At 70.5% G+C, this 19,503-nt stretch carries 22 protein-coding genes; 6 read left to right on the top strand and 16 right to left on the bottom strand.

Annotation, left to right across the window (positions count from 1 at the left end):
• Nucleotides 1-91: 91 nt before the first annotated feature.
• From FHU40_RS04735 to FHU40_RS04675, 13 genes are all read right to left on the bottom strand, one after another.
• Nucleotides 92-1,996 carry a hypothetical protein gene (locus tag FHU40_RS04735; protein ID WP_183591089.1) on the bottom strand — a complete coding sequence of 635 codons (1,905 nt, stop codon included), beginning with the start codon at nt 1,994-1,996 and terminating at the stop codon, nt 92-94.
• Nucleotides 1,993-4,755 carry a phage tail protein gene (locus tag FHU40_RS04730; protein ID WP_183591088.1) on the bottom strand — a complete coding sequence of 921 codons (2,763 nt, stop codon included), beginning with the start codon at nt 4,753-4,755 and terminating at the stop codon, nt 1,993-1,995. The genes FHU40_RS04735 and FHU40_RS04730 overlap by 4 nt, the downstream gene beginning before the upstream one ends.
• Nucleotides 4,756-4,885: 130 nt before the next feature.
• Nucleotides 4,886-5,245: a hypothetical protein gene (locus tag FHU40_RS04725; RefSeq protein ID WP_183591087.1), complete on the bottom strand. Its 360-nt coding sequence runs from the start codon at nt 5,243-5,245 to the stop codon at nt 4,886-4,888.
• Nucleotides 5,242-5,625 carry a hypothetical protein gene (locus FHU40_RS04720; RefSeq protein WP_183591086.1) on the bottom strand — a complete coding sequence of 128 codons (384 nt, stop codon included), beginning with the start codon at nt 5,623-5,625 and terminating at the stop codon, nt 5,242-5,244. Before FHU40_RS04720 ends, FHU40_RS04725 begins: the two co-directional genes overlap by 4 nt.
• 15 nt (nt 5,626-5,640) lie before the next feature.
• Nucleotides 5,641-6,060, bottom strand: a complete 420-nt coding sequence (locus FHU40_RS04715) for a hypothetical protein (RefSeq protein WP_183591085.1) — start codon at nt 6,058-6,060, stop codon at nt 5,641-5,643.
• Nucleotides 6,061-6,062: 2 nt separating this feature from the next.
• Nucleotides 6,063-6,410: a hypothetical protein gene (locus FHU40_RS04710; RefSeq protein ID WP_183591084.1), complete on the bottom strand. Its 348-nt coding sequence runs from the start codon at nt 6,408-6,410 to the stop codon at nt 6,063-6,065.
• A complete protein-coding gene (locus FHU40_RS04705) occupies nt 6,407-6,754 on the bottom strand; it encodes a hypothetical protein (protein ID WP_221199505.1) in 348 nt (115 codons plus the stop codon). The genes FHU40_RS04710 and FHU40_RS04705 overlap by 4 nt, the downstream gene beginning before the upstream one ends.
• A gap of 3 nt (nt 6,755-6,757) precedes the next feature.
• Nucleotides 6,758-7,033: a hypothetical protein gene (locus FHU40_RS04700; protein ID WP_183591082.1), complete on the bottom strand. Its 276-nt coding sequence runs from the start codon at nt 7,031-7,033 to the stop codon at nt 6,758-6,760.
• Nucleotides 7,033-8,775 carry a hypothetical protein gene (locus FHU40_RS04695; protein ID WP_183591081.1) on the bottom strand — a complete coding sequence of 581 codons (1,743 nt, stop codon included), beginning with the start codon at nt 8,773-8,775 and terminating at the stop codon, nt 7,033-7,035. The genes FHU40_RS04700 and FHU40_RS04695 overlap by 1 nt, the downstream gene beginning before the upstream one ends.
• A complete protein-coding gene (locus FHU40_RS04690) occupies nt 8,772-9,968 on the bottom strand; it encodes a phage portal protein (RefSeq protein WP_183591080.1) in 1,197 nt (398 codons plus the stop codon). Before FHU40_RS04690 ends, FHU40_RS04695 begins: the two co-directional genes overlap by 4 nt.
• A 65-nt stretch (nt 9,969-10,033) precedes the next feature.
• Nucleotides 10,034-11,917, bottom strand: coding sequence for an HNH endonuclease (locus tag FHU40_RS04685; RefSeq protein ID WP_183591079.1), 1,884 nt, complete (start codon nt 11,915-11,917; stop codon nt 10,034-10,036).
• Nucleotides 11,914-12,192 (bottom strand): hypothetical protein, encoded by a 279-nt coding sequence (locus tag FHU40_RS04680; protein ID WP_183591078.1) that lies wholly within the window; start codon nt 12,190-12,192, stop codon nt 11,914-11,916. Before FHU40_RS04680 ends, FHU40_RS04685 begins: the two co-directional genes overlap by 4 nt.
• A gap of 4 nt (nt 12,193-12,196) precedes the next feature.
• A complete protein-coding gene (locus FHU40_RS04675) occupies nt 12,197-12,703 on the bottom strand; it encodes a hypothetical protein (protein WP_183591077.1) in 507 nt (168 codons plus the stop codon).
• Nucleotides 12,704-12,817: 114 nt separating this feature from the next.
• Here FHU40_RS04675 and FHU40_RS28815 point away from each other — a divergent pair, with 114 nt between their 5' ends.
• Nucleotides 12,818-12,946, top strand: coding sequence for a hypothetical protein (locus FHU40_RS28815; protein ID WP_281374561.1), 129 nt, complete (start codon nt 12,818-12,820; stop codon nt 12,944-12,946).
• A 49-nt stretch (nt 12,947-12,995) separates the two neighbouring features.
• Here the strand turns inward: FHU40_RS28815 and FHU40_RS04670 are convergent, their stop codons facing one another.
• Nucleotides 12,996-13,280: a hypothetical protein gene (locus tag FHU40_RS04670; RefSeq protein WP_183591076.1), complete on the bottom strand. Its 285-nt coding sequence runs from the start codon at nt 13,278-13,280 to the stop codon at nt 12,996-12,998.
• Nucleotides 13,277-13,465, bottom strand: coding sequence for a hypothetical protein (locus FHU40_RS04665; RefSeq protein WP_183591075.1), 189 nt, complete (start codon nt 13,463-13,465; stop codon nt 13,277-13,279). Before FHU40_RS04665 ends, FHU40_RS04670 begins: the two co-directional genes overlap by 4 nt.
• 389 nt (nt 13,466-13,854) lie before the next feature.
• Between FHU40_RS04665 and FHU40_RS04660 the strand changes: the two genes are divergently transcribed.
• Both FHU40_RS04660 and FHU40_RS04655 read left to right on the top strand, forming a co-directional pair.
• Nucleotides 13,855-14,382, top strand: a complete 528-nt coding sequence (locus FHU40_RS04660) for a helix-turn-helix transcriptional regulator (RefSeq protein ID WP_183591074.1) — start codon at nt 13,855-13,857, stop codon at nt 14,380-14,382.
• The gene (locus tag FHU40_RS04655) at nt 14,375-15,475 is read left to right on the top strand and encodes a tyrosine-type recombinase/integrase (protein WP_183591073.1); all 1,101 of its coding nucleotides are present in this window, start codon (nt 14,375-14,377) and stop codon (nt 15,473-15,475) included. Before FHU40_RS04660 ends, FHU40_RS04655 begins: the two co-directional genes overlap by 8 nt.
• A gap of 15 nt (nt 15,476-15,490) precedes the next feature.
• Here the strand turns inward: FHU40_RS04655 and FHU40_RS04650 are convergent, their stop codons facing one another.
• Nucleotides 15,491-16,051, bottom strand: a complete 561-nt coding sequence (locus FHU40_RS04650; RefSeq protein ID WP_221199504.1) for an ATPase, T2SS/T4P/T4SS family — start codon at nt 16,049-16,051, stop codon at nt 15,491-15,493.
• Nucleotides 16,052-16,251: 200 nt separating this feature from the next.
• On the opposite strand from FHU40_RS04650, the gene FHU40_RS04645 reads away from it, so the two are divergent.
• From FHU40_RS04645 to FHU40_RS04635, 3 genes are read left to right on the top strand one after another with little or no spacing between them, the layout of a single operon-like run.
• On the top strand, nt 16,252-16,716 hold the full coding sequence (locus FHU40_RS04645; RefSeq protein ID WP_183591072.1) for a CAP domain-containing protein: 465 nt from the start codon (nt 16,252-16,254) through the stop codon (nt 16,714-16,716).
• Nucleotides 16,717-16,742: 26 nt separating this feature from the next.
• Entirely contained in the window at nt 16,743-18,692 is a 1,950-nt protein-coding gene (locus FHU40_RS04640) for a PAS domain S-box protein (protein ID WP_183591071.1), read from the top strand.
• A gap of 46 nt (nt 18,693-18,738) precedes the next feature.
• Nucleotides 18,739-19,491, top strand: a complete 753-nt coding sequence (locus tag FHU40_RS04635; protein WP_183591070.1) for a response regulator — start codon at nt 18,739-18,741, stop codon at nt 19,489-19,491.
• The last annotated feature ends 12 nt before the right edge of the window (nt 19,492-19,503 follow it).

Raw genomic sequence — 19,503 nt, 5'->3', positions numbered from 1 at the left:
TGAACACGCGGACCCGGATCGGGCTCGCCAGCTGCGGCGGGTGTACCAGGTCATGCGGGTTCCTCTCTCGGGGGGACGGGGTGAGCAGCACTTATCGGCGCACGGGGTAGGTGATGGTTCCGGTGATCCCGCCGCCACCAGTGACGGCGGACCCGAAGACACAGCCGATGTCACCGCCGACGCCCACCCAGAACGGCGCCTGCGCGCCGGTGTCCCGCGACAGCCCGTAGAAGTACATGCCCGCGGGCAACGCCGGTTTGGGGATGGCGCCTGGTGGGAGCTGGGCCATGACCTCGGCACCCCACGCCGTCTTGAACAGGTCGAGGATCGCCGTGCACATGCCGTCCGCGACGTTGTAGTAGACCGCGCCGGTCCACCCGTTCGTCGGAGCCGCGGCGACCCACTCACCCGCTCCGGCAGCCACCGTCGGGCCCGCTGATGGGGTCTGCTGGGGCGGTGCGACCCCGCCCTGGGCGGCGAACTCGAGGGTGACCGACCATCGGTCGGTGGCGATCTGGTGCCGCACGCCGGTGATCCGCATCGACTGGTCGAGGTCGAGGTCGGCGTTCTGGACGGTGACGAGGTCGTAGAGGTCGAGCAGCGTCTTGGGCAGCTCGGCCGGGGTGCGGACCGGGAGGGTGACGGTGTTGACGCGCCGCTGGGGTGTGGCGTTGGCGGCGAACACGGCGTTGGCGAACGCGGCCATGTTGGCTTCGGTCTCGGGGATGCCGTGGACGGTGAACTCGGCGGTGTGCTCGCCCCACTGCTCGCGGCTGGCCTGGTCGACGTAGGGGCCGTAGGTGACCTCCTCGCCGCCCGGCCGGAGGTACTTGACCGTGACGATGTTGATACACCGGTCGGTGTCGTAGTCGATCGAGAGGGCGGTCATGTCGTCCTCGTCGAGGACCGCGGCCACGCCGGTGGGGAGCTGGTCGGCGTCCCAGGCGGTGAGCACCCCGGCCCGGGAGATCCAGGCGTAGCCGTGGACGGTGTCGCGGGTGATCGCGACCTGGTCGATCGCGCGGGCGTCGGGGTTGGTCGAGACGGTGGGTCCGGGGAACCGCTGGCTGGTGGAGCCGTTGATGTTCCACGGGACTCCGGCGCCCTCCAGGACGCCGATGAGGTCGGGGATGGTGGCCACGCCGTCGGGGCGCGGGACCCGGCCCAGGGTGCCGGCGGCGTCGGTGGCGGTGAGGGTGATCTTGGCGCGCTTGTCGACGTCGGTGGCCAGGGGGTTGTACTCGGCGCGGGCGTTGGTCAGCGACCCGACGTGCAGGGGCTCCCAGGAGCCTGCGACGAGGGCGTGGGCGCGGATGCCCTGGCCGAGGTGGACGCCGGCCTGGGCGGGGTCGAGGTCGGCGTCGTAGACGACCGCGGCGAGGATGCCGAGGTTGAGCTCTGACCGCTCGATCTGGACGCTGTGGGACTTGCCGAGGATGTTGACCCACTGGGTCTCGGTGTAGGCCATGCCGGTCATGCCGGTGTTGGTGTCCTCGACCGCGACCATCGCCTTGCGCCAGGAGAAGCCCCAGGGCGGCGCGCCTCCGCCGACCTGGTAGGCGCGGAGGCGGACGGCGACGACGGTGGGGTCGGTGATCTGGTGTGCGGACCCGGACCGGACGCCGGTGGCGGTAGAGGCCAGCAGCATGAACCCACCGACGACGGTCCCGTCGGCGTTGAGGTGCTGGAGGCCGATCTGGTAGCTGCGGTTGGTGGACCGGACCTCGGCGCGCCAGTTGACCCACTGGCCGGGCCGGGCGGGGATGGGCTCGGACCCGAACTCCCCGGGCATGAACGTGTCCATCGAGGCGAACGACAGGTAGGGGCCGGAGCCGTCGACCAGGCCGCCGATGTTCTGGTTCGTCTGGGGGGTGATCCAGCCCCAGCCGCCGCCGACGCCGTCGGGGTTCTTGATCCGGTTCCGCAGGCCGGTGGCGGGTGGCTGCTCGACCTCGAGGCGGAGCACGTCGAGGGTGTGGAACGTCTGGCTGCTCACGTGAGGGTCCTTCCTCCGGCCCGGTGGTAGGCGGTGATGTCGGCGTCGACGCGGCCGCCGCGGATCAGCTGGTCGACCTGGTCGGCGGTGAACTGGATCGAGAAGCGCTGCTCGCGGGCCTGTGCGCCGCCACTGGTGGCCCAGGCGTCGAGGGCGGGGACGCCGAAGCCCCTGCGGAGGCTGGTGGCCAGCGCGGCGCCCTGACGGCGGGCGTGGGTCTGGTCGACGTCGATCTGGAGGCCCTGGGTCTTCTTGCCGCCGGTCTTGCCGTTCAGCTCCTCGGCCAGGGCCTTCCTCACGGCCTTCATCAGGGCCTTGGCGAGCTTCTTAGCTGCCTTGTCGAGCTTGTCGGCCTGGGACTCCAGGCCGGCGGCGGTGGCGCGGGCGGCCTCGACTCCGGCGCCGTAGAACTGGTCCGCTGCACTGAGCCCGACGCTCTTCCCGACCGCGGAGAGGCGGTCCTGCAGGGCGTTGAGCGCGATGATGGCGTCGGGTCCGCCTGAGGCGATGGCCTCGGCGGTGGCGAGCCCGGCGACGCCCTTGTCGATCAGCTCGCGCAGGTCGGTGTCGTTGAGCCGACCGCGCAGGGAGTTGATGACCTTGGCCCACTGCTCGGCCTTGGCGAGTGCCTCGGTGCGGCCGGCGATGATCGAGGCGAGCGACCCGTCGCTTCCCTCGGCTTCGGCCAGGGCGAACAGGCCCCCGGTGTCGACCACGGCGTCCTTGACCGCGGCGGCGTAGTCGAAGTACGCCTGCCGGGCCGCGTCGAGCGCGGTCGTGGCCTTCTCCAGTCGTGCGGTGAGCCGGTCCTGGGCGCGGCCGTTGGCGGCCAGCGCGGCGTTCTCGTCGCGCACCGACCGCACGACGGTCTTGGAGTGGCGGTCCCACTCGATCCGGATCCGCTTGAGGGCCTTGGTCTCGGCCTTGCCGTCCAGCCGCTTCTTGATCGCCTTCTCGCGGGCGGCGAGCTGGCGGTCCAGGGTCTTGGTGATGAAGCGGCCGACGGCGTCGATCGCGGCCTTGATGCCGTCGAGGCCGTCGAGGATGCCGCGGGCGATGCCGGCGGGGATCCACCGGGCCAGGGCACGCATCACCTTCGAGGGGGACGCGATCCCCATCATCTGGCGGATCTTCTTGGGGATCTTGTTGACGATCGCCTCGACCGCGTCGGTGACGAGGTGACCGGCGGCGGAGATGCCGTTGCGCAGGCCCTCGATGATGAACCCGCCGACCTCGGACAGGATGGTCCGCGGCTTGGGGATCGCGCCGACGATCTTGGCGGGCAGCGCGGTGACGAGCTGCACCGAGCCGCGGATGCCGTTGCGGACCGCGGCCTTGGCACCCTCCCACGCCTTGGCGATGATGACCTTCAGCGCGGACCAGGCGACCGAGGCGGCGGTGCGGATCAGGTTCCATGCCTGCGCCAGGCTGCCCTTGATGACCGTCAGGGCGCCGGACAGGATCTTCTTGATTCCGTCCCACACGCCCTTCCAGTCGCCCCGCAGCGCGGAGGAGACGACCTTGAAGACGCCCTCGATGATCTTGAACGCGCCGCGCAGGGTGGTGACGAGGTTCCCGAGCGCGGTGGCGGTGAACTTCGTCATGGTCGCGCCGAACTTGCCCCACACTGCGAGCACCACGGCGGTCGCGGCCGTGACGACGGACTGCACGATCGACAGGGCGCTGGTGATGATGTTCTTCACCGAGTCCCAGATCGCCTGGACCTGCGGGGCGATGGTCGACCACTTCGCGGCGATGGCCGCGGCGACCTGCTCGATGATCGGGATGAAGGTGGCGTAGAACCGCTGGTAGGCGCCGATGACGGCCTGGACGGCGGGGATCAGCCGGCCGGTGAAGAACGCGGTGATGGCCGCGACTGCGGCGTTGCTGCCGTTGGCGCCTCCGGTGAGGTCCTTGAACCGGGCGACCAGGGGCGCGAGGTAGCCCACGACGGCGTTGAACGCGGGGCCGAGGTTGTCGTTGACCAGGGTCAGCAGCCGGGTCAGCACGGGCAGCAGCGCGGACCCGACCCGGGCCTTCAGGTTCTCCCACTGGGCGCCCAGCACCTGCTGCTGGTGGGCCAGGGTGTTGCCCTCGCGGGCGAACGCGCCCTGGGTGCGGGCGGTCTTCTGCATCAGCAGGTCGAGCCGGGCCTGCATCTCGGCGGACTTGAGCGCGGCGCCGGTGAGCTTGTCCTGGCCCTTGGCCGCGAGTCGGGCGTTGACGTCGACCTGCTTGATCGAGACGCCGTAGCGCTCGATCGGGTCGGCCTCGCCCCGCATCAGCGAGGAGATCGATTCGACGGCCTCGCGGGTGGTGCCACCGAACGTGGCGGCCATGTCGCTGGCCCGGCGGTTGAGCTGGTCGGTGAGGGCCGTCGTCTTCTTGAGCGGCACGCCGGCACCGGTCAGTGAGGCGCCGACGACGTTGGACAGTTCGCGGTACTCGTTCGCACTGAGGCCGATCGCGCGGGCAGCCTTGTTGGAGCGGGCGATGACTGTGTCGGCGTACCGGCCGAACACGGTCTCGGTCGCGCCGAGGGACTGCTGGGCGTCGCTGGCGGCCTTGACCGAGTCCTTGCCGAACTTCAGCGCCGCGACGCCGGCCACCGCTGCACCGGCGGCAACGGCCAGGCCCATGACCTTGCCGGCGCGGCCGACGCGGGCGGAGACGCCGTTCACGGTGGTGCCGACCGAGGCGAACGTGCGGTTGGCCTGGGAGGCGTTCGCCAGGACGGAGATCCGGATCGGACCGGCCATCACACCCACCCTTTCTTCGCCGCGTCGATCGCGGCCTTGGCGAACTGCTCACGCTCCAGCCGGGTGAGCCGCTGGTAGACCTCGGGGGGCTGTCGGGTGATGAAGCACCACATCCCCGTGTCGTAGGCCCTCAGGCGGGCTCGGAGTCGTCTTTTCCCGCGTCCGTGTCCGGGTCGTCGGGGTCGATCTCCTCGGGGTCGTCGGGGAAGAACTCGTGGAGCTTCTTGCCCGGCATCTTCATCGCGGCCTGGTAGGCGTCCTTGTCGTTGGCGCCCTCGGTGCGGCGGACCAGGAAGACCCCGACACGCAGGGCCTTGACCATGTCGCGGGGCCGGGCGCCGCCCTGGGCGCCGACGACGTCGTAGACGTTGAAGTCGTCGAAGTGCTTCTCCACGGCCAGCTCGTCGAAGCCGTCCATGCCGTCGATGACCTCCGACAGCGACAGCTCGGTCTGCGGAGCGGGGGCGGTGGACTGGGGTGTGGTGGTCATCGGAAGTTCTTCTCCTTGATCTTGGCGTTGATGCCGTCCTCGAGGAGCTGGACGGCGATGGGCTGGAGCTGGTCGTCGGCGCTCTGCATGAACTCCTGGGCTTCGATGCCGCGCTCGGGCCAGCCGTAGTTGATGACTCCGAGGTAGGGCACCGATGCGGAGCCGGCGGCGACAACGGCCTTGTTCTTGGCGCGGTTCCCGCGCACCGTGGAGGCGGCGCGACCGGTGTCGCTATCGATGTGGTCGGCGGCGATGTCGGCGCCCGTGGCGGCGATCTCGCTGAAGACGTCCTTGAGGTCTTCGACGTCGGCGCCGAGCTGCTGGAGGGCGCGGACGACCGAGTTCAGGCCCTCGACCTTGAACCCGGCCGCCCGTGCCATGTCAGCCGCCCCTGATCAGGGGCCGGTGACCGCGGTGGGCTTCGCGGTGAAGTCCCACTCGATCTCGACGGTCCACCGGCCGGTGGTCGACGCGTCGGCGTCGCCACCGAGCAGGGTGCCGTCGGGATCCTTGATCACGACGTTGCCGGAGTAGTGCTTCTTGTCCGCGGTCGCGGCACCGCCGTAGGGCTTGAGGAGCACCGCGACGGTCGTGCCGGCCGCCGACCAGATCTGATCCCACAAGCTGCCGTCGGAGGTGTCCTGAAGGAGCACGCCCTTGAGCGAGTACCTCCGGGGGCCGCCGGTCTTCGCCTCGGCGAACGTGGTCTGCTCCGACTCCGCGGGGTTGGACAGGATCTCGCAGTTGGTGATCTGCGCGGTGACGTCCTCGCCACCGATGGACAGCTCGAGCTCGCGTGTGCCGAGTGCAACCATGGTCATTCCTCCCGGAAGCCGTTGATAAATGCCGCCAGCGCGGTCGCGCCGTCGACGAGGTTGAGCTTGTTGAGGGCCGCGCTCTTGACCTGCATGACCGGCCCCAGCGCCTCGACGACGGCAGGCACCTTGTCGTCGAAGAAGGTCTCTGCGACCGCCATGTCCTGGCCCAGGCAGACCACGACGTTCCAGCTCCCCACGCCGCCGAAGACGTTGGGGTAGGTGATCCGCTCGCGTTGCACGCAGGACTCGCCGAGGGCAGATAGCTGCACATAGGTCGGGGTGCAGACGACCCCCTCGACCGTGGAGGCCGCCTCGGCGAGCGCGGCCCGGATCTCGGCGGCGCTCATCCGACGACCAGCTTTCGGTACGGGCCCTCCAGGCGACGGACCTCAGGGTCGTTGGTGGTGAGCCGGGCCGGGCCGACGTCGCTCATCTGCATGCCCAGCGGCAGGCCGCGCCGCGCCAGGTTGACCGCCACCCGCCGACACAGTGCCTCGGCCAGGACTTCGCGGATCTGCTGGGCCTCGGGAGTCTCGTCATCGTCAGCGGGGACTCGGCAGGCGCCTGCCTGCGTCATCTGCTCGGCGCGGACGGCGGCGTCGAACGCCGCCGCACCGTGCTTGGTGATGACGCTCTCTCCGACGTAGTCGCGGATGCGATCCACCGGGTAGAGGTAGAGGTCGGCGGCCAAGGCTCAGCCCCCGGCCTTCGCATGCACCGTCTCGCCGGCCACCACGTGGACCCCGGGCCGGTCGAGCACGTAGACCGCCCGGCCACGGCGGGCCCGGACACTCACCGTGGAGCCGTCGGGCCGGACCACCTCGACCCGGTCGGCGCCCTTGGGGACATCGACCGTGATCGTGGTGCCGACCTTCGCGGCCCGCTGCTTCGGCGACGTGCTCGCAGGTGCGACGTATGTCGCACCTGCCTGGTCTGTGATGTCAGCAGTGCTGACCCCATCGGCACTCATCAGGCACTCTTGTCGAACGTGATCTTGCGGAGGCCGGTGGCGTCGTAGACGATCCCGGCCCAGTAGGCGAAGACGCCCAGGTCCCAGCCCTCGACGGACTCCTGGAGCTTGTCGAGCCGGGTTAGGCCGGAGTTCCACACGTGCACGGCGGTGGGGTCGGCGACGATCGACTTCTGGTTGACGTCGGTCGCGCCGAGGCTGGCGGCGGGGTACATGCCGTAGCCGCCGATGTTCAGGTGGGCCCACTTGCTGGCGGCCTGCCCGGTGGCGTTCTCGGGGTTGATGATCGGGTACAGCTTGTCGGCGTTGTCGTCGCCCTTGGTGGCGCCAGCGAGGGCCTTGTAGAGGTCGACGTGGCCGAAGGCGCGCTGGAACCGGTAGCCGTCGGCGAGGAACTGGAGCCCGATCAGACCGTCCTCGACGGCCGCGCCCGCGACGGTGCCGGTCGAGCCAGCCGGGATCGCGGTGCCCAGCTCGGCGATGGTCGCGGCCTGGATCAGCGCGGCAGTCCGGGCCTCCAGGGCGACCTTGAACGAGCGCTCGAAGTCGTACCAGACCAGCCCGGAGACCACGGGGTTGCCGCCCTGGTCGGCGACCTCGCGGGTGATGTGGACCTTGCCGGAGACGGGCTTGGGGGTGACGGTGTCGCCGACCACGGTCACCAGGTCGCGGTCCTCGGGGTCGACGCCCTCGGTGTGGTCGGCGATCCCGATGTCGGTGTTGGCCCGGTCGAGCTTGGACCAGAAGAACGGGGTGACGTCGGTCCGCGTCCCCTTGTAGAAGAAGTCGTACAGGGGGCTCGCCGGGATCGGCGCCTGGCCGAGGAACATGTCGGGTCGGTACTGCGACGGGTTGAGCGCCGCGGTGTCGGCGGTCGTGGTCGGCTGGTCGGCGAACGTCGGGGCCAGGTACTGCCCGGTGAACTCCTGGACCCGCGCGAACGCGGCGGCGTCGCCGTCACGGGCGGCGGCCAGGAGGTCGGTGGCGAAGTCGTGACCGGACGGGGCAGGCTCGGTGCCGGCGAACCGGTAGATCGGCTCCTCGGTCACATGGAACTGCGCGGCGCCCGGGCCGACGGGGATCTTGATCTTCTCCAGCTCGGCGAGCTTCTCGGACAGGCCCTGGACCTGCTCCATGAGCTGGTCGCCGTCGGCCTTGGTGAACGCGGCAGCCACGGCCTGGGTCGCGCACTCGGTCACGCCCTCGGCGTGGACCTTGCTGCACTTGGTGCACTCCATGGTGTTCTCCTCCTGTGCGGCCGACGCCGCGACGCTGGTGATGTGGGCGCCCGGGAAGGCGGGCTTGAGGACGACGGCGGCGCCGTCCACGGCGGCGGACCTGGAGTGCCGCACGCCGTCCTTGTCGTCGAACTCGCCGAGGACCTCGGCCGAGAAGAACCGCAGGATCCGGTCCTCGGCGAGTGCCAGGACTCGGTCGCCCTCGGGGGTGCGGGCGATCCGGAACTTGGCGTGCACGCCGTCCGGCTTGGCCTCCAGGTGGGTGGCGATCCCGACCTGGGCCGCCAGGGTCTCGTTGTCGTGGCCGTAGTTGAGGACGACGGCGATCTCGTCGACGTCGGGGACGGTGACGGTGCCCGCGGCGAACTGGTAGCGCGAGACCTTCCCGCTGACCCGGTCACGAGCAGGGCCGGACGTGACCCCGAACGGGAGCAGGACGCCGCTCAGGGTGCGGCTCTCCTGGTCGACGGCGAACGTCGTCTCGAAGGTGACGGTCTCACTCATGCGCGGGCTCCTTCGATGGCGAGCGAGGCGGCCACCGCGGCGGTGACCTGCTCGGGGTCGACCGGACCGGCCACGACGTCGGGGTCCAGGCCGCGCTTGGTCCGGGCCTCCTCTGGCAGGAGCACCTTGGCGGCGATCAGCACCGAGTCGGTCTGCGCGGCCTGGAGGTCGTCGAGGCGCAGGTAGCCGCTGGTGTCGAAGTCGACGGTGTAGCCGTAGGGCGTGACGTCGTCCATCGACAGCCGGCCCTCGATCGCGGTCATGTACGGGCCCAGCACGTCCTCGATGCGCTGCCGGCGCCGGTCCTGGCTGTTGAAGTACGTGCGGCTCGTCGTGGAGACCGAGAGATCTTCGGCGTCAATGCCGGTCAGCCGGGCGACCTCCAGGACCGCCTGGTCGCGGGCGGTGGAGAGCTCGAGCTGCTCGGGGTTCCAGCCGGCGACGTTGTACTTGACCGCCGCCGGGACGTACCCGGTCGCGCGCTTGCGGCGGGCTTCGCGCCACTTGTCGAGGAAGTCGGCCGCCTGGTCGGGGTCGTCGAAGGGGTCGATGCCGGGCTCGGCCGGAGTGAAGTAGTCGATCGGCGGCATGCCGTCGACGTGGTTGAGGGTCGCCCGGGCGAGCGCGATGCACGCGCGGATCGCTGGGGAGGCGTCGAGCAGGCCGGGGCTCGGGGAGTCGATCCGGATCACGCCCGGCTTCTCGGGCCAGACCTTCGCCGTGCCCTCCGGGAAGTAGACGTACTCGGGCTGGATCGTGACCGTCTCGGCGTCCAGGCGGCGGGCCTCCGCGGGCCGGCCGTGCCAACCGACCGACAGCGTCTTGAGCCAGGACCGCTCGAACAGCAGCATGTCCTCGACCACGCGGGTCCACGACACCGACGGCGCGATGCCTGGCTCGGGCTGGGGGAACAGGCTCGGGGAGAACGTGGTGGTCGGCTTGCCGGACGGATCGTAGACCCGGAGCACGAACTGGCCGATCGCGCCACAGATCAGGTCGCGGGCCCGCTTGACCGGCGGGACCGCGAGCGCCTCGGCGCGGGTGATCCGCCCGGTGCGGTAGATGTAGTCGTCCAGCGTCGGGGTGCCGTAGAGCGTGCCGGAGTCGATGTCCACGCCGAACGTGGGCGCGCTCGCGGCCTCGCTGACCGCCTCGGTCAGCCCGCCGCCGAAGACGTTGCGCCAGAAGCCCACGCCGCCGAGGGTCAGGCCCCAGGCCGCTCAGGTGAGCCGAGTTGTCAATCCTGGTAGACCCGATGTCACGTTCTGGGCAACACGATGCTCTTGAACTGCCCACCACGCGCTCGGGCAGCCTTGATCGCCCACACCGCGGCCTTCACGGCGTCGGCCCGACCCGTCGACACCATCCGTGGACCATCGACACCTGGCAGCGTGCGCAGATCGAGCACCTGACCGGACAGGTGAGCACCGCCATCGTGGCGGACCACGTCCTCACCCAGCAGCCGGATCAGCTCCGAGACCGACGCGGAGACCCGGCCCTCTCCGGCCCGCTTCGCCAGGTTCTTCACCGCCGGCTCAGCCATCAGCGACGAACCCACGACCGCGATGCCCCGGTAGCCGGTCGCCTTCAACGCCGCCACAGCCGACGCGACGTCCTCGTGAGCGGAGACCGAGACCACCACCTGGCTTCCTGGCGACGATCGCCACGCAACGGCAAGGCTCACACCATGCTCGAACCACGACTCGATCGCAGCGGAGGCAGGTGGTGTCCCATGTGGGACAGGTGCCGCCAGGGCTGCCCAGGCATCAGCCTCGATGATCGGCTCCCCTCGCTCGCGGCGGCGCTCTCGAAAGCGCCAGACGTTCCCGTACTGCGCGATGAAGCCCTGCATCGGGTCCGGGTCGTCGGCCTCCGGGTCAGCCTCACCGGCCAGCGCCTTCGCGTACTTGCTCGCGATCATCCGGCGTCGGTCCTCCGACCAGTGCGGAGACGCCGCCCGCCACGCCACCGGGTCGCCCGGGTCCGACCCCGGTGGCATCGCCCAGATCAGCAGCAGCGTCTCCCCGTCCTCGGTCGCCAGCGCGTCGAGGATCCGGCCACGCATCAGCGACGTCGCGCGGCGGTGTGCCGTCGAGGTGAGCACGAGCTGGGGCGACTCGCGCTCCAGCATCGTCGGCTCCAGGTCGTCGTCGATGCTGGCCGGCGGCACGTCCCACGCCTCGTCACACAGCGCGAGGCAGGCGTCGTAGCCAGTCGTGGAGTCCTTGCTGCGCGCCACCCACCGGTTGACGCCGAGGTACGACACCTCGGGCTCGGTCATGCCGCGCTTGATGTCCCAGTCCTCCAGCGGCGCCGCCCACGCCCAGGCCTTGCGCATCACCTCGCGGACGATCGCCAGGTCCTTCCCGGTGTGCAGCACCAACTGCTCCGGCTCGAAGAACGTCGGCCCGTTCGCCAGCCGCCACAGCGCCATGCCTCGGAGCCGCACCGACTTCCCGATCCGCCGCGGACCGGACTCGAGGATGACCCGCCAGCACAGAGTGGCGTCCTCTCGGTGCTGGAGCTGGAGAACGACCGCGAGCGTCTGCCACCACCTCAACCGGAGCGGCCGACCCCGCTCCATGACGTTCGACTCCATCCACTCGATCGCCGCCGGCCCCATGCTGCCGACCGCCTCGGGGTGGACGCCCGAGACCCACAGCGGCGGGGCCGCATCCTCGGGGACGTCGAGGTACGGCTGAAGCCAGTCGGGGGCATCTCGGCACAGATCGGCCCACGACAGGCCGTCCCTGGCCTCCACAGGCGGCACTAGGCCCCCGAGTGTGTGTGCGGGAAGGGGCGGGGGCTGTTCGGCGCTCAGATCGTCGGGAAAAGAGTCCTCGATGCCGTGCTGAGCCAGTGCGTCGCGTGCTCCCTCGGCTCGTGCCTTCTCGATGACCGCGGCCTGTGCGGAGCGGTCCGAGCAGGCACGGTGCTCGACACGATGGTTCGACGGCTCCCACATCAGGTCAGGTCGCAGGGCACGGCCGATGATGTGCCCGAGCACCCATCGCTCGGTACGGGTCACGGGCTCGCCGCACTGGCCACAGGGCGCCGGCCAGACCGTCCGGGCAGCCAGGGCAGCGCGGGCCTGGGTGACCTTGCGTCCGGACCAGGCGTCGGTCGTAGAGGTGGTGGTCACAGGCCCTCTCGATGGTTGGCCTCGCACGGTGCGAGGGCGTGGCCCGGCAGCACCAGGCAGGCGGCTGTCGAGCAGCGGTCGATGACCCGGCGCTCGCGTGCCAGACGGATGGCGCGGCTGACGTCACGGGTGGTGATGTCGAGGTCGCGCCGGATCTGCCCCGGGTACGCGGGCGCGTGGCCGTGCGTGTTGGCGTTGGCGAGAGTCCAGGCCCAGATGCGAGCCCAGGCGGGGAGCTGCCCGTTGGCGACCTGGCGGTCGAGAACCGACGTCATGCCCCTACCTCCACCGCGTTGCAATTCGGACAGCCTCCGCGGCGCCCGCTGCACCAAGAACAGGCGACTTCCCCAACTCCTTCTTGTAGCTGCGGGTTGTCTTTAAGGGTTCCCGTCCCGTCCCGTCCCGTCCCGTCCCGACCCGGGTAACGCATTCCGTAACGGCGTTACCGTCGTCCAGTCCGGCCTTCTTTCGACGGTGCTTCCGGACGCGCTCGGCAGTCAGTTCGCGGCGCCGAGCAACTAGGTCCGGCTCGGGCTGGTGTTCCATGTGGTGGTGGATCCGGTAGCCCTGGCCCTCGATCGACCACCACCCACATGCGACCAGCTCGGCGATCGCCATCTCGGCGTGCGGGGACTCGCCGAAGCGCCTGATGTCGCGGGCGTCGAGGTATCCGCCGGTCTCACGCTTCATGACCCAGCTCAAGCCCTCGACGTGCGTTCGGAAGGCGGCGTCCGAGAGGTCTCGGCAGTCGACCCCGAAGTCGTCGGAGAGCTTGGTCCAGGTCACCAGAGCCCTTCTTGAGGCGACGTGCTTGCAGGTGTCAGATTCCTGACAGGTGACACCTGCGACCTAGCACCATCCGGTGCTAGGTCGCCCGGGCCGCCGCGGACGTTCACGACGATGCCGCGCCTCTCGGCCGACGCGATGACGTCGTGCGCGGTGGACGGCTGGCACACCCAGGCCTTCTCGGCTCGAGACCACGTCGGTGGCCGGCCCTTCAGCTCGATGATCTGCTCGCGAGTCCCGTAGCCGCGGACGTAGGCGCAGTTCCGGTCAAGGGTGATGCTCCAGACCCGCTTCATGCTGCCCCCAGGTGCCCAGCACGCGTCGCACGGACGATGTCCAGCAGCGTGTCCGGGAACGGCCCCTCGATGGTGATCCGGAGCCGGTCGCCGTGCTCATGGATCCACTGGACGGCGTCCTCAGTGAGGTACTGGCGCTGACCGAGCTGGATGACCACCTCGACACCGTCAGGGCAACGATGAAGTACGTCGAGACGGCGACGGTCGTCGTACCCGGGATCGAAGGTGTCGAGGTCGGTGGTCAGGTCGATGGTGACGCGGCCGGCGATCTGGTAGTTCATGCTGCCCCCGGTCCGTTGCCCTCGGCGTCCTTCGCCCGTGCGATCGCCGCATTCCTGTTGGCGTCAGCAGCCTCACGAGCCCTGGCACGGCGTCGCATCTGCTCGGCGGTGAAGGTGTCGCCCACGTTGCCGAGCGCGAGCCTGGCTGTCTCGTTCCTGTCGTTGAAGCGCCTAGCCTTGCTCATGCGTCTGTCCCTTCATCCTGGATGGTCGTGTTCAGTGCGAAGCGGGGAGCCGGGTTCTTGGCGGAATGGGCTCCCCGCTTCGTCATGACGCCTCCTCGAAGCGCGCGTCGATCCAGGCCTGGACGTCGCTGCGGCGGTAGACGACTCGGCGACCGAGGGTCGTGGACTTCGGACCGGGGGTTCTTCTTTGGGTTCGCGCGCCAGGACCGAAGTGTGTTGATCGGGACGCCGGTCAGCGCCGCCACGTCCTCCATGCGGAGCAGCTCCGCGACCTGGGGTGAGTACGAGATCTCCATCGTGTCTCCGATTCGGTGTTTTGACTTACAACGATGAAGTTACATGAGGATTGGTGTTGGAGCACACAACAATTTGGTGTAGCGTGCGAAGGCATGACCAGCGATAAGGAAGTCGGCGAGCGGATCAGGGCGCTCCGCATGGAGCGGGGGCTGACGCAGACAGAGCTTGCCGAACGGCTAACGGATCTCGGTCTACCGATGCAGCAACAGACGATCCTGAAGATCGAGAAGGGGACCAGGGCGCTAAAGCTGAACGAAGGCATGACCGTCGCGACGGCGTTGAGCCAGACCCTGGAGTCACTGATTCCAGAAAGTCTCGAGCGACGGGCGGTCAGCGGCCTGCGCTCTCTGGCGGCGCAGATTCGGCGGCGGACGATGTCTGCGGTCGACATGCTCATCGATGCCGAGCTTGATGCGCGCGAGCTCAGCAAGCACCTGGAGGCCCTACCCCAGCAGATCCAGGATCTGATCCCTGGTCACATCAGGGATGTGGCGGGACTCTCGGCTGAGGAGTTGTTCGCGATGGACATTCTGGCCGCGCGGGAGCATGAGGCCAAGCTGGAGGCCAGGGATCGCGAGGCGCTGGCGCGCGAACGCGACGAGGACACCGACCGTGGCTAGCGTCAAGAAGCGTCCCAACGGCAAGTGGCGCGCGCGGTACCGCGACGACGCGGGCAAGGAGCACGCCCGGCACTTCGACCGGAAGGTGGACGCCCAGCGCTGGCTCGACGAGGTCACCACGTCGGTCCTCACCGGCCAGTACGTCGACCCACGCGCCGGGAAGATCACCTTCAAGGCCTACGCCGAGGCCTGGCAGACCCGGCAGATTCACCGCCCCAACACGGCCGCCGCGGTGGACTCCGCGCTGCGGGTGCACGCCATCCCGGAGTTCGGCTCGAGGTCGATGGCTAGCATCCGCCCTGGCGACGTCCAGGCCTTCGTCCAGAAGCTGACGAGCAAGGGCCTCAAGCCGCGCACCGTGCGGGTGACCTACCAGCACACGCGGGCGGTCTTCTTGGCGGCAGCCGAGGACCGCATCATCGCCCGCACGCCGTGCACCAGGATCACCCTGCCGCCGGTCGAGCGCGAGCTGATCGTCCCGCTGCCCACCGAGACCGTGCTGGCGATCGAGGCCGCGATGCCGGCGCGCTGGCGCGCGATGGTCACGCTGATGGCCGGAACCGGCCTCCGCCCGGGCGAGGCCGCAGGCCTGACGGTCGATCGGGTTGACTTCCTGCGGCGTACCCTCCGGGTCGACCGGCAACTGCTGTTGACGTGGCCGCCGACGTTCGGGCCGCCCAAGACCGAGGCGTCGTACCGCACGATCCCGCTGCCCCAGTCGGTCGTCGACGCGCTCGCTGCGCACCTGAAGGAGTTCCCGGCCGGCGAGGAGGGCGCGGTCTTCACTGAGCCCGGCGGCGGACTGCTCTATCGCGACCACGTCTCGAAGGCGTTCCGCGAGGCCGTGACCGCCGCGAAGGCCCCGGAGATGACCCGGCAGCATGACCTCCGGCACTACTACGCCTCGCTGCTGATCCGGCACGGCGCCAGCGTCAAGGTCGTCCAGAACCGGCTCGGGCACGGCGCCGGAAAGGAGACCCTGGACACCTACAGCCACATGTGGCCGGACTCCGATGACCAGACGCGCGAGGCCGTCGACGAGGTGTTCGGTCGGGCCCGTGCGGACTCCCCGCGGACCGGCGAAGCGCAGTAATCGCTCCGATGCAGGTCAGAGGGGGTGTAGGGCGGTATCCGCAGACTTGCGGATGTTGACAGCCGAGAAGCCCCGGCTGATGCCCTCGAGCACGACGTGCAGCCGGTGCCCCTCCGGGAGCATGGCGTCGACGAACGGGCTGCTGAGGTCGATGCGGCGCCCGCTCGACTTCAGCATCCGCTCGATCAGCTCCTCCACCTGGGCCCGGGTGAGCACGAGCGTGGTCAGCTCGTGGCGCCCGTTGCGGGCGATGAAGACCCGGCTCGGGTCGTTGATCCACACCTCCTCGACCGTCGGGTCGTCGAGGAACGGCTGGAGCGGACCGAAGCCCGACACCCGCGCGACCAGCTCGCCGACCATGGCGCCGACGTCGGGCACCGCGGCGACGACGCCGGTGAGGCTGCGCTCGTCGTGGTCGCGGACCACGCCCTCGGCGATCCGGCGCACCAGCAGCGGGTCGTGCTGCGGATCCACTCCCTCGCGGCGGACCAGCTCGCGCACCTGCAGGTCGAGCCGCTCGACGAGCTCGCCGTGGGCGCCCGGCGTACGGCGCGCGGCCGGTTGGGTCAGTGACATCAGGTCCCCCGAGTCGGATCCTTGCCGCCAGTCTCTCCGCCGAGCGGGTCTCCGAAACAGGCCCGGTCCCGCGGCCTGTGGACAACCGCGACCGTCACCGGTCTCCCGGAACTCGCCGGCGACTCTCGCGGTCGTTGCCCACGGAGCGCCCGGAACCGGTAGCGTCCTCCCAGCCCGTCCGTCGACGATCGAGGGGTGCCATGTTCTTGGGAATCCGACAGTCAGTGCTCGCCGCGCTGGCTGCCGTGGTCGTGGCGACCACACTATGGCTGACGCCTGCGCAGGCGAAGGCGCCGGAGGCGCGGTACGCCGACACGGCGTTCTCGGCCACCAACCAGCAACGCACCGACCGCAGCCTGAGCCGGCTGCGCAAGCAGGCCTGCCTGACCGGCTTCGCCGAGCGCTGGGCGCGCAGCATGGCCCGCAAGGGCGAGCTCGTGCACCAGTCGCTGAAGCCGATGCTGCGGCGCTGCGACCTGACGATGGTCGGCGAGAACATCGCCGTCGGCTACCCGAGCGGCAAGGCCGTGGTCAACCGCGGCTGGATGCACTCGAGCGGCCACCGGGCGAACATCCTGCGCCGGCAGTTCCGGCTGATGGGAATCGGGGCGTACCGCGACGACGACGGCCGCTGGTGGGTCTCGCAGGTGTTCGGACGCGGCTGACGACCCGCGCGGGTTAGGTTCCCTGCGTGGGCGCAGGTGCGGCAGGGGCGCCGCGGCCGACGATCGTGGTCGTCGACGACGCGGCGGAGGTGCGCGCGCTGGTGCGCTCCCGGCTGCGGTCGTCGGGACTCCTCGACGTGGTCGCCGAGGCGGGCGACGGCGCCGAGGCGGTCGAGGTGGTACGCCGCCTGCAGCCGGCGCTGGTGCTGCTCGACGTGTCGATGCCGGTGATGGACGGCCTCGAGGCGCTCCCTCGGGTGCTGGAGGCGGCGCCGGGCACCACGGTCGTGATGTACAGCGGCTTCCAGGAGGAGGGACTCGCGCACCGCGCGGCCGAGCTGGGCGCGGCGGCGTTCTTCGAGAAGCTCACCTCGCTCGACACGCTCGCGGGCGACCTGGTCGACGTGCTCGACGCCGGCGGGTCGACGCCCGCCGCCGCGCCCCGGGCCGCGCCGCTCGGCCGGGCCGACGAGGCCGAGCACCGGGTGCTGAGCGAGCACCTCGAGCGCTTCCGCGAGGTGTTCGAGGACGCCGCCATCGGGATGGCGACGGTGACCCTCGCCGGGCACATCGTCCGCGCCAACCACTCCCTGGGCGCGATCCTCGAGCGCCCCGTGGACGACCTGGTCGGCTCGTCGTACGCCGCGTTCGTGGGCCCGGCCGCCGACACCCTCCAGCGCCTGCTCGACGGCATCCTCGACGGCTCGGTCGAGTCGGGGCAGGTCGAGCACGAGGTCGCGGGCGCGACCCCGCCGCGGCGCGTGGTGGCGACGCTGGCGCCGGTGCTCGACGGCGGCGGGCGGCCGCTCTACCTCTTCGCCCAGGTGCAGGACGTGACCGGCCAGCGCGGCGCGGAGGAGGAGCTGCGGCGCAGCGAGATCCGGTTCCGGCTGCTCGTCGACAACGTCGAGGACTACGCGATCTTCATGCTCTCCCCGGAGGGCCGGGTCGAGAGCTGGAACTCCGGAGCCCAGCGCATCAACGGGTACGCCGCGCACGAGATCGTCGGCCGCCACTTCCGCGCCTTCTACCCGCCGGAGGTCCAGGAGGCGCGGCACCCCGAGCACGAGCTGGAGCTGGCGCTGCGCGACGGGCACTACGAGGAGGAGGGCTGGCGGATCCGCAAGGACGGCAGCCGCTTCTGGGCCACGGTCGTGATCACCACCGTGCGCGACTCGGACGGCGTGCATGTGGGCTTCGCCAAGGTCGTGCGCGACATCACCGAGCGCCGCAGCCTGCTCCAGGAGCGGGAGGAGGCGGCGGCCGCGCTGGCCGCGGCCAATGAGCGGCTCCAGCAGGCGGCCGACGACCAGGCGCACTTCCTCGCGGTGACCGCCCACGAGCTGCGCACGCCCGTCGGCGTCCTCGGCGGCACCGCGGACCTGCTGGCCGAGCACTGGGACGAGCTCGACGCGGCGGAGCGGGCGGAGCTGCTCGCCGGCATGAGCGCCAGCTCGGCGCGGCTGCGGCGGCTGCTCGACGACCTGCTGACGGCGTCGCGGCTGCAGTCGAGCCGGCTCGAGCTGCGCATGGGCGAGGTCGACGTCGCGCCGATCGTGGTCGCCGCCGCGGCGACCGCCCAGCGCGGCAGCCCCGGATCGCCGCTCGACGTCGAGGCCGAGCCCGGGCTGCTGGTCGTGGGCGACGCCGGTCGGTTGGCCCAGGTCGTCGACAACCTGATCACCAACGCGCTCGTGCACGGCGTGCCGCCCGTACGGGTCGCCGCCCGTCTCGACGGGGACGACGTGCTGGTGACCGTGCAGGACGCGGGGACCGGCGTACCGCCGGAGATGCGCGAGCGGCTGTTCGAGCGGTTCGCGACCGGTCGGTCGGCCGGCGGCACGGGCCTGGGCCTCTACATCGTGCGCCAGCTCGCCCGGGAGCACGGAGGCGAGGCGTCGTACCGGCCACCCGAGCCCGGCGAGCCGGGCGCCTTCGTGGTCCGGCTGCCCCGGGCCCCCGACGACGCGCGGTGACGCTCGGCAGCGGTCCGGATCCGGCGGATTCGCTAGGCTTCGAACCGTGCCGATCCGCGTCCTCCTGGTGGACGACGTCGTTGAGGTACGCCGACTGGTCCGCACCTCGCTCCGTTTCCGGGGCGGGTTCGAGGTCGTGGGTGAGGCGGGAGACGGTGCAGAAGCCGTCGACCTCGCCGCGCAGTTGCGTCCCGACGTCGTCGTTCTCGATCTGGGCCTGCCCGACATCGCCGGGCAGGAAGTGCTCAGCCGCATCCGCGCCGACGCGCCGGCGACCAAGGTCGTGGTCTTCTCCGGCCTCGAGGGCGTGGACCGGTCCTGGATCGACGCGAACGCCGCGGGCTTCGCGCTCAAGGACGTCGACCTCGGCTACCTGCTCCAGCTGCTCGAGGAGGTCGGCCGGTCGATCCGCGAAGAGGCCGTGCTGGATCTCCCCGACGAGCTGAGCAGCGTGGCGATCGCGCGCCGGTTCGTCCGCGAGAAGCTCGACGAGTGGGGCATCGAGACCTCGGTCGACGACGCGATGCTCGTGGTCAGCGAGCTGGCCGCGAACGCGCTCACCCACGCCGAGTCGTCCTACCGGGTCCGCCTGGCGACGGCCGGCCCGGCGCTGCGGATCGAGGTCGAGGACGACGGCGCTGGCACGCCCGAGCCGAAGCCGCTCACCGAGACCGAGGAACACGGACGCGGCCTGCACCTGGTCGGCGCGGTCGCCGTCTCCTGGGGCATGGAGGCGGGTGTCGCCGGCGGCAAGCGGGTCTGGGCGGAGCTGCCGATCGCCGTCGGCGCCGGTGAGTGAGGCGGGCGAGTA

The sequence above is a fragment of the Nocardioides soli genome (assembly GCF_014191495.1).
GTDB lineage: Bacteria > Actinomycetota > Actinomycetes > Propionibacteriales > Nocardioidaceae > Nocardioides > Nocardioides soli.
This window is presented reverse-complemented; position numbering and strand designations above follow the sequence as displayed.

Coding starts and splice junctions, on each gene's coding strand:
- FHU40_RS04730 (WP_183591088.1), bottom strand. CDS start 4,755: ATGGCCGGTCCGATCCGGATCTCCGTCCTGGCGAACGCCTCCCAGGCC.
- FHU40_RS04725 (WP_183591087.1), bottom strand. CDS start 5,245: ATGACCACCACACCCCAGTCCACCGCCCCCGCTCCGCAGACCGAGCTG.
- FHU40_RS04720 (WP_183591086.1), bottom strand. CDS start 5,625: ATGGCACGGGCGGCCGGGTTCAAGGTCGAGGGCCTGAACTCGGTCGTC.
- FHU40_RS04715 (WP_183591085.1), bottom strand. CDS start 6,060: ATGGTTGCACTCGGCACACGCGAGCTCGAGCTGTCCATCGGTGGCGAG.
- FHU40_RS04710 (WP_183591084.1), bottom strand. CDS start 6,410: ATGAGCGCCGCCGAGATCCGGGCCGCGCTCGCCGAGGCGGCCTCCACG.
- FHU40_RS04700 (WP_183591082.1), bottom strand. CDS start 7,033: ATGAGTGCCGATGGGGTCAGCACTGCTGACATCACAGACCAGGCAGGT.
- FHU40_RS04695 (WP_183591081.1), bottom strand. CDS start 8,775: ATGAGTGAGACCGTCACCTTCGAGACGACGTTCGCCGTCGACCAGGAG.
- FHU40_RS04680 (WP_183591078.1), bottom strand. CDS start 12,192: ATGACGTCGGTTCTCGACCGCCAGGTCGCCAACGGGCAGCTCCCCGCC.
- FHU40_RS28815 (WP_281374561.1), top strand. CDS start 12,818: ATGCCGCGCCTCTCGGCCGACGCGATGACGTCGTGCGCGGTGGACGGC.
- FHU40_RS04670 (WP_183591076.1), bottom strand. CDS start 13,280: ATGAACTACCAGATCGCCGGCCGCGTCACCATCGACCTGACCACCGAC.
- FHU40_RS04665 (WP_183591075.1), bottom strand. CDS start 13,465: ATGAGCAAGGCTAGGCGCTTCAACGACAGGAACGAGACAGCCAGGCTC.
- FHU40_RS04660 (WP_183591074.1), top strand. CDS start 13,855: ATGACCAGCGATAAGGAAGTCGGCGAGCGGATCAGGGCGCTCCGCATG.
- FHU40_RS04650 (WP_221199504.1), bottom strand. CDS start 16,051: ATGTCACTGACCCAACCGGCCGCGCGCCGTACGCCGGGCGCCCACGGC.
- FHU40_RS04645 (WP_183591072.1), top strand. CDS start 16,252: ATGTTCTTGGGAATCCGACAGTCAGTGCTCGCCGCGCTGGCTGCCGTG.